Source organism: Methylocapsa sp. S129 (assembly GCF_009765995.1).
Classification (GTDB): domain Bacteria; phylum Pseudomonadota; class Alphaproteobacteria; order Rhizobiales; family Beijerinckiaceae; genus Roseiarcus.
Map to the genome: position 1 here is coordinate 30,131 of NZ_LMUI01000047.1, position 12,412 is coordinate 42,542.

Sequence of the window (12,412 nt, forward strand, 5' to 3'; positions counted from 1 at the left end):
AACGTCGATGTTTTAACGCTAGGACGGCCGATCGCAAGCGCCGCGAGCCGGGGGTCCACACCTCCCTGCTCTCGCCTTAGGCGGCGGAAGGCCCCGTTCAGTCTTTAATGGGTCGCCGCCGGCTCGAACGCCGAGGCGAGTTCGGCTCTTGCTTGGTCCACATCGAACGGCTCGGCGCCGCCTGCGATGGTCGCCAGAGCCGCCCGCGCACGCTCCAACGCCTTGCCCGCCAGCACAGGCGAGGACGCCGCCACCTCCCGCGCTTCCGCGAGATCGCCGTTGCAATGAAGCGCGATATCGACGCCGGCGGCAAATGTCGCCGCCGCGCGCGCCGCAAAGGGCCCGCCGAGCGCCTTCATGGACATATCGTCCGACAGGAGTAGTCCATCGAAGCCGATCACGCCGCGGATGATCGTGTCGACGACAAGGCGCGAGGTGGTCGTGGGCCGGGTCGGATCGATCGCGTCATAGACGACGTGCGCGGTCATCGCCATCGGCAGATCGCGCAGCGCGACAAACGGCGCGAAATCATGCGCCTCGAGGTCGGCGCGACTGGCGCTGACGACAGGCAATTCGAGATGGCTGTCGACGCTGGCGCGGCCATGGCCAGGAATATGTTTGATCACCGGCGCGACGCCGCCCGCCATCAGCCCGTGCGCAACAGCGCGTCCGAAAGCGGCGACCCGGCCGGGATCGCCCGACCAGGAGCGCGTGCCGATCACGGCATGCATGCCGGCCTGCGCAACATCGAGCACCGGCGTGCAATCGACATTGACGCCGACTTGCCTGAGATCATGGGCGATCAGCCGAGCGGCGGTTCGCGCCGCCGCGATCGCCCCGTCCCGGTCGCCAAGCGCTCCGAAATTCGCTGCGCTCGGATAGGCCTGCCAATGGGGTGGCCCCATGCGCTGGACGCGGCCCCCCTCCTGGTCGATGAGCACCGGCGCGTCGGCGCGGCCGACCAGCTCGCGAAACGAATCCGTCAGGGCCCGCATTTGTTCGGGATCGGCGACATTGCGTTTGAAGAGAATCAAACCCCATGGCTGGCGCTGCCGGATGAAGGCGCGCTCTTGCGCGTCAAGAACGGTCCCCGCGCAGCCGCAAATGAACGCTAGAGTCATGGCATCCAACCGTCAGGCGAGAAAAACCGGTTTCAGCAGATCGCGGGCCTAATTCTTCGCGACAAAACAGGCGGCGTCGCCGCCGACGGCCTTGAGCCTGAGGCACAGCGCCACGGCGTCAGCCTTCGACAGGCTGCTGAGGCGCACCCGATAGATCTGGCGGCCATTGACCTCGGCCGGATGAATGGCCGGCTGCATGCCGCCAAGCGCGCTCGCATATTTCGCCTGCAGGCGGGTCGAGGCGCTTTGCGCTTCCTGCTCCGTGCCCGGCGCGGCAAGCTGCACGGAATACACGCCGCCGCCCGCCGCGGGAGTCGTCGCTGTCGCAGCCGGGTCAGCCGCCGCGACTTGCGTATCCGGTTGGCCAGTCACCGCATTGGCGAATTTTTGCAGCAGATTCGGCACTGGTTGCGGCGGCGCTTGGGGCGACTGGGCGGGCCCCGTGGCGACGGTCGTATCCGTTTTGGCGATCGGCACGCGCGCCGTCGATTTGGGCGAAAGCTTGGTTGGCAAATCAAGCTTGGGCGTGGCGGGTTGCGCCGCGCCGCTGGTCGAAGCGTCGAACTGTGGGCGGGCGCGCGGCACCGGCGGATTGGCCGGCTGCGGCGCCGCGTCAGGGAATGCGGGGGAAGCCGCGGCGTCGGCGGGCGCGGCGGCGGAAGGCGCGGAGGGAGCCGTCGCCGAAGCGCCGGCGCTCGCGATCACTTCGTTGCCGCTCGAAATGACGGAGCCATCGGGCCGGACAGAAACGGTTTTCACGCGCTTGGGCTCGGGAAACGGCGCCGGAGCGGCCGGCGGCGCAGCCGTCGAGCCGACGCTCGTCAGAGCGATGCTTCGCGTGGGAGACAGCGATGGGGGCGCCAAAGGCACGGGCGGCGCTGAGGCCGCCGGAGCGGAAGCCGCGGGAACCGTCGCCGATGAAGAAGCAATGACGGGAATCGCAGGCGCTGGAGACGGCGCTGCAGGAGCCGCCGCCGAGGGGGCGGCCGGCGCGGGCTGCGGTTTGGTCTGCTGCAGATCGACCGGCTGCTCGACATTGGAGACGAGATTGACGGGACCGGGCTTGCCGCTCTGGTCCTTGAGGAGAACCGAGGCCGAATCGCTCGGCGAGGCGATTGTGTCCTGGGTCGGCGGCTGAACTTTGGTCGGACCGTCCACCGCCATAATGATCGGCGGCGTTTTTGGCAGGCCGGGGGCGCCTTTGACGACCCAGGCACCGACAAGGCCGGCCGCGCCGATCGCGACCAAAGAGCCCAAAGTCAACGCCATCCGGCCGGAGCGGCGCGGCGCGGCTTCGTCAGCCGGCGCCATGGCTTCATGATAAACAGCGTCGGGATGCGCCATCTCATCCTGCGGGCCGAAATCCTGGACAAGCGCATCGTCTTCGAGGGAGCCTCGCAGAGAAGCCTCTTCCATCGTCGGAGCCTCCTCCGTCGGCGAAAGATGGTCGTGCGCGCTTGCCTCATGGCTTGATTCATCGACATGAAGCAGGTGGACGGCGGGAAGCCGCGGCGCTTCCGCCTTGGGCGCGAAGCCAAATGTTCTCTGGGGCGGCTTGGACCGGGTTGGCTTGGATTCGCGGACATCCATCCCGACCAAACGCGCCAATTCGTCAAGCGGATCTTCTTGCGGGCCGACGGGCGAGCCCGCCGCGCGCAGTCTGCGCTCAAACTCGTCGAGATTGACCTGGGGAGCCATCAACGCCGAACCGCTCATTGAAAACCTCATTCATCGTAACGCGATAACCGCATATGAACGCGCCGTGACACTGGGCGATCGCTAAAACCGCCGTGCCCTCTTGCAGGCGCACTGAGGCAAATGCTTGACGGTCCCGCGTTGAAAAGAAAGTCATCGTTAAATTTCTATCGCATCTCTTGGGGCGCCTTGACCCCCAGAATCGCCAGCGCGGCGGCCAGAACCAAAGTTACCGAACTGGCCAACGCCATCCTCGCATTAGTCAAATCTCTATTAATTTCATTAACGAATCGCAAATGCGGCAAATCTTTGCCCCTGTTCCAATGCGCGTGAAAGCTGGTGGCCAGATCATGCGCGTAAAAGGCGACGCGGTGCGGCTCGCGCGCCGTCGCCGCTTGATCGACGATCCTGGGAAATTGAGCGATCAGCCGCAAAATCGCACCTTCGCTCTCGTCGTCGAGCAAGGCGAGGTTGGCGTTGGCGAGAGCCTTTGGCGACAGATCGAGGTCGGGGAATGTCGTCCGCCCCTGACGCAAGACGCTGCTCCCCCGCGCATGCGCATATTGCACATAGAAAACCGGGTTATCCTGGCTCTGCTCGATGACTTTGGCAAGGTCGAAATCGAGCGGAGCATCGTTCTTGCGCAGCAGCATCATGAAGCGCACAGCGTCGACGCCGACTTCATCCACAACTTCACGCAACGTCACGAAGTCACCGGAACGCTTTGACATTTTTACCGGCTCACCGGCCCGCATCAGGCGCACCAACTGGCATAGGCGCACGTCGAGCGTCGCCTTACCGTTGGAGACGGCGGCGACCGCCGCCTGCATACGCTTGACATAGCCGCCGTGGTCCGCGCCCCAGACGTCGACGAGGGCGAGAAAGCCGCGATCGATCTTGCTCTTGTGATAGGCGATATCGGTAGCGAAATAGGTGTAGCCGCCATCCGATTTGATCAGCGGGCGGTCGACGTCGTCGCCAAAATCGGTCGAGCGGAACAGCGTCTGCTCGCGATCCTCCCAATCTTCAATGGGCGCGCCCTTGGGCGGCTCCAGGCGTCCGAGATAGACGATGCCGCGCGCGCGCAAATCGTCGATCGCCGCCCGCACCTGGTCGGCGCCGCCGTCCACGCCGGTCAGGGCGCGTTCGGACGAGAACAGGTCGTGGACGACGTTGAGCGCTTTCAAATCCTCGCGAATCATCGCCATCATCGCGTCGATCGCGCGCGCGCGCACGACCGGCAACCATTCCTCCTGCGGCTTGCCGCGCAGGGAAGCGCCGAATTCGCGCGCCAAAGCCTCTCCCACAGGAACTAGGTAATCGCCGGGATAAAGCCCCTCAGGGATCGCCTTGATGTCGTCCCCCAAGGCCTGGAGGTAGCGCAGATGGGCGGAGCGGGCGAGCACATCGACCTGCGCGCCCGCGTCATTGATGTAATATTCGCGCGTCACCTTGCGGCCGGCGAAGGCGAGCAAACTGGCCAAGGCGTCGCCGAAAACCGCACCGCGGGCATGACCGACATGCATGGGGCCCGTCGGATTGGCGCTGACATATTCGACATTGACCGGACTGGAATCCGTCTGAACGCTTGCGCCAAAACGCCCGTCTCCGTTCAACACCGCCCGCAAGACCTCGGTGTAAACCACTGGTTTCAGTCGAATATTGATGAATCCAGGTCCCGCGACCTCGGCCTGGTCGACATCCGGCTGTTCCGCCAGCCCGGCGGCGATTTCGATGGCCAGCGTGCGCGCGTTCGAACCTGCCGCCTTGGCTTCTTTGGCGTAGACCATCGCCGCATTGGTCGAGAGATCGCCATGGCTCGGATCGCGCGGCGGTTCGACGACAAAACGGGTCAGATCAAGCGTTTGCGGCAAATTGCCGGCCTTGACGATCCCGGCGAGCAGCCCCGCGACCCGCCGCTGAAAATCCATGAAAATATTCATAAAACTCGCCTTGAGAGAAGGGCGCCGCTCTAACGCAAGTCGGGGGCATCGTCAAAAAGGCGCCGGTGCTCGGCGATGGCGAAGCGGTCGGTCATCCCCGCAATATAATCGGCGGCCAGCCGCGCGCGGTCGCTCTCGCCCGCCCCCGCCGCGCCGACCGCCCATTCTTCCGGCATAGTAGCGGGATCGCTGGAAAAAGCGGCGAACAGCCGCCGCACGACAAAATCGGCCCTTTCGCGCACACGTTTCACTTCGGGATGCCGGTACATATTCGCGAACAGAAACTGCTTGACGTCGGCCTCAGCCGATTCAAGGGCCGGCGAGAGGCCGACGAGCTGTCGCCCCGCCGCGCGCACATCCTCGATCGTGCGCACGCCCGCCTGCCCGATCCGGCGCCGGCTTTCCGCCATAACGTCCTCGATGAACCTTGTGATGACCCGGCGTCCCAGTTCATGAATGACGCGCGGGCGCTCAAGGCCGGGATAAAGGGCGTCGATCTCGCTGAGCAATTCGCCGATGAAGGGAATGGCGCGGATCGCCTCGATACGGAACAGGCCAGCCCGCAGACCGTCATCCATATCATGCGCGTTATAGGCGATGTCGTCGGCGATCGCCGCCGTCTGCGCCTCCAAGCTGGCGAAGGCGGCAAGGCCCAGGTTTTGGCGCTTGTCGTAAGCGGCGATGGCGGCGGGAATGCCGCGCGCGCGCCAGCGCGCCAGCGGGCGCCCCTGGCCGTCCAGCAGCGGGCCATTGTGTTTCACCAGGCCTTCCAGGGTCTCGAAAGTCAGGTTCAGCCCGTCGAAATTGGCGTAGCGCCGCTCAAGCTCCGTGACGAGGCGCAGGCCATGGCTGTTGTGATCGAAGCCGCCGAACGGCGTCATGCAGGCGTCAAGCGCATCCTCGCCGGTATGGCCGAAGGGCGTGTGGCCAAGATCATGCGCCAGCGCGACCGCTTCGCTGAGGTCTTCATCGAGCCCCAAAGCCTTGGCCAGCGCGCGGGCGATCTGCGCCACTTCGATCGTATGGGTCAGGCGGGTGCGAAAATGGTCGCCCTCATGATGCACAAACACTTGCGTCTTATGGGCGAGGCGGCGGAAGGCGGTGGAATGCACGATCCGGTCGCGGTCGCGCTGAAAGGGCGTTCGCGTCGGCGAAGGCGCTTCGGCGTGAAGCCGCCCTTGAGAAGCCCCCGGATCGGCCGCATAAGGCGCCCGCTGAACCCATGTCCCCCTGCCGCCTTGCATCGCGCGCCTTTTACGTAAGCATTGAACGCTAACCGTGTCGGGCCTATCTTAGCACGGCGGGGGATGAACGCCCCCGCGGCAAAGAGAGCGACATGGACCACGCCCCTTCCTCGACAAGTGATTCCGCGCCCGTCTCGATGAGCGCCAGCGCGGCGCGCCGATTGACCAAGATTTTGAGCGCCGACGCAGGCGCCGCGCTGCGCATTTCGGTCAAGGGGGGCGGCTGTTCCGGCTTTCAATACGCCTTCGACATCGAAAAGGGGCGGGCCGAAGACGATCTCGTCATCGAACGCGATGGCGCGGTCATTCTCGTCGACCCGGTCTCGCTTGAATATATGAAGGGCTCGGAAGTCGATTTCGTCGACGATCTGATGGGACAATCGTTCAAGGTCAAGAATCCGAACGCGGTCGCGTCCTGCGGCTGCGGGGTTAGCTTCACCGTTTGATTTTCAAATCGCCCGTTCGCGTGGATGCGCCCCCGCGTCGGCGCATCCGGCGACGCGGGGGCGAGAGATCACGCCGCAGCGAGTTCGCGCAGGCGGCGCAGCGTCGGCAAAAGCTCCGATGGGTCCGGCCGGCGCGTGTAGTCGGGACTGACTTCCGCATAGGCGACGATTCCATTTTTGTCGATGACATAGCGGGCCGGCATCGGCAACGTTCCGTTGGGATCATCGTTGTACATCGCCAGGTCGACGCCAAAGCCCGTCATCAGTTTGACCAGATCGTCCGGCAAGCGAAATCGCAGGCCAAACGCTTCGGCGATCGCGCCGCCCTGATCGCTGAGAATCGGAAAGCTCAGGCCGTTTTGCTCTTGCATTTTTCTGCTATTCGGCGCGGTTTGCGGTGAAATCGCGATCAGCGACGCGCCAAGAGCGCGAATGTCGGAAGCGGTTTCCTCGATCGCCTTAAGGTCCAGATTGCAATAGGGACACCAGGCGCCGCGATAGAAGACGACGACGAGCGGTCCCTTGGCCAATAGATCCGACGATGCGACAACAGCGCCATCGGCGCTGGGCAGGTTGAATTTCGGCGCCTCGCCGCCGACGCCGAGGGCCTGTTTCGCTTGACCGGAAGCGACAAGCGCGGCGGTCGCCTTATCCATGATGCCGGCGGCTTCGGGCGGAACCTTCTTGAGGAATTCCGTCTTGAACGCATCGAGCCGATCTTGAAGTGACATGTTCTCTCCTCTCGCGGCGAACAGCGCCGACGCTTGACAGGTTGGCGTTGGCTCGCGCATCCGGTAGACGGTAGAATCGAGTAGGACATATTTGGAATTCAAATGAATGACCGGCTTCAGGCGCTGAGGCTTTTTGCTCGGGTCGCGCGACTGGGCGCCTTTTCGCGCGCCGGAAAGGAACTGGGCTTGTCGCAGCCGTCGGCGTCGCGCATCGTCGCGAATCTGGAGCGGGAGGTTGGGGCGAAGCTTCTTACGCGCACGACGAGAGCGGTCACGACGACCGAGGCCGGCGCCGATTACCTCGCCCACATCGAGCCGATCCTCGCCGCGCTCGAAGAGGCCGATCACGCCGCGCGGGGGACGGGCGAGCTCAAGGGGCTGTTGCGCATCGGCGTCGGCACCAGCTTTGGCATCCGCGAGATCGTTCCGCGCCTCCCCGCCTTTCTGGAGCGGCATCCCTCGCTTCGCGTCGACCTCGCCATCGATGACGCCCGCCAGGATTTGCTGCGGGAGGGCGTGGATCTGGCGCTCCGCTTCGGCTCGGCCGCCGATTCCTCGCTTGTGGTCCGCCGGCTCGGACGCACGACTTTGGCGCTCTTCGCCTCGCCAAGATATTTGCGAACGCGCGGCGCGCCCCGCACGCCTTCCGACCTTGCTGGCCACACCCTCATTCTTGGACCGGGAAGCCGGTCGCGCCGCGAATGGTCGTTTGCAAAAGACGACCATCGGGAGTCGATCGTACCGCCGCGCTGGCGGGTCGCCGCTTCGGCCAACGAAGCCGTCACCGCCGCCGCGGTCGAGAGCCTGGGCGTAGCATCGATGACTTTCTGGGGCTGTCGAGCCGAACTGGAACGCGGCGATCTCGTGCGCGTCATGGCTGACTGGACAATGGATTCCGTCGACCTTTTCGCCGTCTTCCCTGCTGGAGCGGCGAAGCCCGCGGCGCGCGCCTTCGCCGACTATCTCGCAACAGATGCGGCGCTGCTCAAAGCGCCGCCTGCAGGTGACGAGCAATAAGACCGGCCGGCAGCGCCTGCCGACAGACGCCACCGGACTGTCTGAGCTTCAAAGCCGGGCGGCGACTGCCTTGGTCTCGGTGTAATGCTCCATGACCTCTTTGCCCATTTCGCGGCCCCAGCCCGATTGCTTGTAGCCGCCGAACGGCCAGGCGGGGTCGCCGTAATTATGGGTGTTGATGCAGACCGTGCCGGCCCTGATCTTGCGCGCCATCATATGGGCCGCCTTCAGGTTGCGCGTCCAGACGCTTGAGGACAGGCCATATTCGGTGTCGTTGGCGAATTTGGCGACGGCGTCGAGATCGGCGTCGTCGAAGGACTGGACGCAGACGACCGGCCCGAAGATTTCCTCGCGCACCACTTTCATCGAACGGTCGGTGCGGGCCAGAACCGTCGGCTCGACGAAATAGCCCTGGTTGCCGTGGACCTTGCCGCCCGTCACGACCTCGGCGCCCTCTTTGCGTCCTGCTTCGAGGAAGCCCTGGACGCGCATATGCTGCTCCTTGGAGACCAGCGGCCCCAGATTGACTGAGGGGTCGAGGCCATGCCCGACCTTCAGCTTGCCCGCCTCCGCGGAGACGCCTTCGACGATCTTGTCGTAGATCGACTTATGGGCGAACAACCGCGAACCCGCGGTGCAGCACTGGCCCTGATTATAGAAGATCGCGCTCGCCGTTCCGGCGATGGCGAGTTCGAGATCGGCGTCGGGGAAGACGATGGCGGGCGATTTGCCGCCGAGCTCCAACGAAACGCGCTTCAAATTGCCGGCCGCCGCCTTGACAATCAGCTTGCCGACTTCGGTCGAGCCGGTGAAAGCCACTTTGTCGACATCCGGGTGCTCGGCAAGCGCCGCGCCCGCCGTTTCGCCAAAGCCGGTGACGATATTGAGGACGCCATCGGGGAAACCGGCTTCGGTGACGAGTTCGCCAAGACGGATCGCCGACAGCGGCGTCTGTTCGGCGGGCTTCAGCACGATCGTGCATCCGGCCGCCAGAGCGGGCGCCAGCTTCCAGGCGGCCATCATCAGCGGAAAATTCCACGGGATGATCTGGCCGACGACGCCGACCGGTTCGCGCATGCTGTAGACATGCCAGTCGCCGGGCGAGGACACCGGAATCTGCTCGCCGTTCATGCGCGTCGCCCAACCCGCCATATAGCGGAACATCTCGATGGAGCCGCCGACATCGTCGCGGCGGGCGTTGGTCACCGGCTTGCCGTTGTCGAGCGCCTCCAATTCGGCGAGTTCGTCGGCGTGGCGCTCGATGAGGTCGCCGAGCGACCAGACGAGACGCTGGCGAGCGGCCGGCGAGATGCGCGACCACGGTCCGGTCTCGAAGGCGCGGCGCGCGGCGGCGACGGCCAGATCGATGTCGGCTTTATCGCCGGCTGGGACATGGGCGATGATTTCCTCGGTGGCCGGATCCTCAACCGCGAAGGTCTGGCCGCTGCGGGCGTCGACCCATTTGCCGTCGATCAGCATTTGATGTTTCTTTGCCAGGAACGCCGTCGCGGCTGAACCGAGCGCGGGCCTGCGTATCGCAATTGTCATTGAAACCTCCCTGGGCGTGTGATCTTCAACCATCATCGCTATATCTCAATGAATATAGCGATGAGGCTCATCTGCCAAGAGGCGGCGATGCCGGACGCGGCAAAGACGCCGCTCAAACAACGAGCCTCAAACGATCAACTCGCCGTGATCGCAATTATTCCGGTAACGATAGCGCGGCGCATTACGTATTGGCATTGGCGACACTCATCGCGACCGGACAAACATGAGGGCGGAACATGCCGACACGCAGACAAGTCTTGAACGGAAGTTTTTGGGGCGTGGCCGCGATCTCGGCCGGCTCATTCATTCCCCTGTTAGCCGCGCGCGCCGCGACCGACGACCCGGTCACGCATACGGATGCGGAATGGCGGAAGATGCTGACCGCCGACCAATATGCCGTGTTGCGGGAGGCGGCGACCGAGCGGCCCTTCACGAGCCCGCTCTTGCATGAAGAACGCGTGGGGGCTTTCGCCTGCGCAGGATGCGATCTGCCGCTTTTTTCCTCGAAGACCAAGTTCGACAGCGGCACGGGCTGGCCAAGCTTCTGGGCGCCCCTCGACAATGCGGTCAGCGAAAAGCAGGACACTTCGTTCGGCATGACCCGCACCGCCATCGACTGCCGGCGCTGCGTCGGCCATATCGGCCATGTCTTCGACGATGGGCCCAAACCGACGGGGCTGCGCTATTGCATGAACGGCGTCGCGTTGAAATTCGTTCCAGCCGCCGCCTGACCGCCAGCAAGAGTGAGCAAAGACGATGATCCTGTTCGTTGTTTCGTATCTGGGCGGCGTGCTGACCATTGTCAGTCCGTGCATTCTGCCGGTCCTTCCCTTCGTCTTTGCGCGCGCCGACCAGCCTTTCGTCAAGAGCGGCCTGCCGCTGCTGCTGGGCATGGCGATCACTTTCGCCGGCGTCGCCACGCTGGCGGCGGTCGGCGGCGGCTGGGCCGTGCAGGCCAACCAGTACGGGCGGTTCGCAGCGATCGTGCTTCTCGCCTTATTCGGCGTGACGCTGCTGTTTCCAGAGCTCGCGGACCGGCTGACGCGCCCGCTGGTCGCGCTTGGCGGACGTCTCTCGCAGAAGGCGGATGATCCCAATAGATCCGGCTCGTCCTTCGGGCCGTCGTTTCTGCTCGGCATCGCGACCGGCCTGCTCTGGGCGCCTTGCGCCGGCCCGATTCTGGGCCTCGTCCTGACGGGCGCGGCGCTGCAGGGCGCCAATGTCCAGACCTCACTGCTGCTGTTGGCCTATGCGGCGGGGGCCGCGACATCGCTCGCCCTCGCTCTTCTGATCGGCGGCCGTGTCTTCAAGGCGATGAAGCAATCGCTCGGCGCCGGCGAATGGATCCGGCGCGGTCTTGGCGCCGCGGTTCTGTGCGGCGTCGTGGCGATCGCCTTGGGCCTCGACACCGGGCTGCTGACGCGGGTTTCGCTCGCGAGCACAGCGAGTGTCGAGCAGACGCTGATCGACAAAGTGCCGGCGGAACACGCCAGCGATCAGCCGCAACCGTCGGTGATCATGAAGGGCGATTCAGGCGCGATGATGAGCGCATCCAATGCGGCGAACGGCGCGCCGGCGATGATGAGCGGGTCCGACGCGATGAAGGGCGGGCCGGCCATGATGATGATGAAGGCCAAGCCGGCGGCCGACGCGCTGCCGGTCGAAGGGCCGGCCCCTTCGCTGGCGGGCGCGGTCGAATGGCTCAATTCGCCGCCTTTGAGCATCGAGGCGCTGCGCGGCAAGGTCGTCCTGGTCGATTTCTGGACCTATTCCTGCATCAACTGCCTGCGCTCCCTGCCCTACATCCGCGCCTGGGCAGAAAAATATAAGAACCAGGGCCTGGTCGTGATCGGCGTCCATGCGCCCGAATTCGCATTCGAGAAAAATATCGACAATGTCCGTCAGGCGACCAAGGACTTGAAGGTCGATTATCCCGTGGCGATCGACAATGATTATGCGATCTGGCGCGCCTTCGACAATCAATATTGGCCGGCCCATTATTTCATCGACGCGCAGGGGCGCCTTCGCCACCATCATTTCGGCGAGGGCGAATACGACCAGTCGGAAAAGATCATCCAGCAGCTTCTGGCCGAGGCCGGCGCGAGCGGCGTTTCACAAGATATCGTTGCGGTGAACGCGCAAGGCGCGGAGGCCGCGGCCGATATGAACGATGTGAAATCGCCGGAAACCTATCTCGGCTATATGCGCGCCGAAAATTTCGCCTCGCCCGGCGGCGCCGTCTCCGACAAGCCCCAGACCTATTCCATCGCGCCGCAATTGCAGCTCAACCAATGGGCGCTCGCGGGCGACTGGACGATCGGCGGCGAGCGCGCCGTTCTGAATGCGGCGAACGGGCGCATCGCGTATCGCTTCCATGCGCGCGATCTGCATCTTGTCCTGGGGCCTTCGGCTGACGGCAAACCGGTGCGGTTCCGCGTGCTGATCGATGGCAAGGCGCCCGAAGGCGATCACGGCGCCGATATCGACGATCAGGGGAACGGGACGATCGTCGGACAGCGCCTCTACCAATTGATCCGGCAGAGCAAACCCTCCGCCGATCGGCAGTTCGAGATCGAGTTTCTCGATCCCGGCGCCCAGGCTTTCGCCTTCACGTTCGGCTGATCGCGGATCTCCGGAGCCAGGGCCAGCGTGGCCCCGCCAACCGGA

The 12,412-nt window shown here is 64.5% G+C and carries 10 protein-coding genes; 4 read left to right on the forward strand and 6 right to left on the reverse strand.

Going from position 1 to position 12,412, the window contains the following annotated elements; genetic code table 11:
* Positions 1-104: 104 nt before the first annotated feature.
* The 4 genes from nagZ to GSQ90_RS24420 all read right to left on the reverse strand — a co-directional run bounded on the left by nagZ (position 105) and on the right by GSQ90_RS24420 (position 6,003).
* Positions 105-1,121: a beta-N-acetylhexosaminidase gene (gene nagZ, locus GSQ90_RS24405; protein WP_158817576.1), complete on the reverse strand. Its 1,017-nt coding sequence runs from the start codon at positions 1,119-1,121 to the stop codon at positions 105-107.
* 48 nt (positions 1,122-1,169) lie between these two features.
* Positions 1,170-2,837 carry an SPOR domain-containing protein gene (locus GSQ90_RS24410; RefSeq protein ID WP_158817577.1) on the reverse strand — a complete coding sequence of 556 codons (1,668 nt, stop codon included), beginning with the start codon at positions 2,835-2,837 and terminating at the stop codon, positions 1,170-1,172.
* A gap of 146 nt (positions 2,838-2,983) precedes the next feature.
* A complete protein-coding gene (gene argS, locus GSQ90_RS24415; protein WP_158817578.1) occupies positions 2,984-4,759 on the reverse strand; it encodes an arginine--tRNA ligase in 1,776 nt (591 codons plus the stop codon).
* A gap of 29 nt (positions 4,760-4,788) precedes the next feature.
* The gene (locus GSQ90_RS24420) at positions 4,789-6,003 is read right to left on the reverse strand and encodes a deoxyguanosinetriphosphate triphosphohydrolase (protein ID WP_158817579.1); all 1,215 of its coding nucleotides are present in this window, start codon (positions 6,001-6,003) and stop codon (positions 4,789-4,791) included.
* Positions 6,004-6,095: 92 nt separating this feature from the next.
* Between GSQ90_RS24420 and erpA the strand changes: the two genes are divergently transcribed.
* Positions 6,096-6,449, forward strand: a complete 354-nt coding sequence (gene erpA, locus GSQ90_RS24425) for an iron-sulfur cluster insertion protein ErpA (protein ID WP_158817580.1) — start codon at positions 6,096-6,098, stop codon at positions 6,447-6,449.
* Between the two features lie 68 nt (positions 6,450-6,517).
* Here the strand turns inward: erpA and GSQ90_RS24430 are convergent, their stop codons facing one another.
* Entirely contained in the window at positions 6,518-7,180 is a 663-nt protein-coding gene (locus GSQ90_RS24430) for a peroxiredoxin-like family protein (RefSeq protein ID WP_158817581.1), read from the reverse strand.
* Positions 7,181-7,282: 102 nt separating this feature from the next.
* On the opposite strand from GSQ90_RS24430, the gene GSQ90_RS24435 reads away from it, so the two are divergent.
* Positions 7,283-8,197, forward strand: a complete 915-nt coding sequence (locus tag GSQ90_RS24435) for a LysR family transcriptional regulator (protein ID WP_158817582.1) — start codon at positions 7,283-7,285, stop codon at positions 8,195-8,197.
* A gap of 48 nt (positions 8,198-8,245) precedes the next feature.
* Here GSQ90_RS24435 and GSQ90_RS24440 read toward each other — a convergent pair whose 3' ends face one another.
* On the reverse strand, positions 8,246-9,745 hold the full coding sequence (locus GSQ90_RS24440; RefSeq protein WP_158817583.1) for an aldehyde dehydrogenase family protein: 1,500 nt from the start codon (positions 9,743-9,745) through the stop codon (positions 8,246-8,248).
* Positions 9,746-9,981: 236 nt separating this feature from the next.
* Between GSQ90_RS24440 and msrB the strand changes: the two genes are divergently transcribed.
* Positions 9,982-10,476, forward strand: a complete 495-nt coding sequence (msrB, locus tag GSQ90_RS24445; RefSeq protein ID WP_158817584.1) for a peptide-methionine (R)-S-oxide reductase MsrB — start codon at positions 9,982-9,984, stop codon at positions 10,474-10,476.
* Positions 10,477-10,501: 25 nt separating this feature from the next.
* Positions 10,502-12,367: a cytochrome c biogenesis protein DipZ gene (locus tag GSQ90_RS24450; RefSeq protein ID WP_158817585.1), complete on the forward strand. Its 1,866-nt coding sequence runs from the start codon at positions 10,502-10,504 to the stop codon at positions 12,365-12,367.
* Positions 12,368-12,412: the final 45 nt, after the last annotated feature.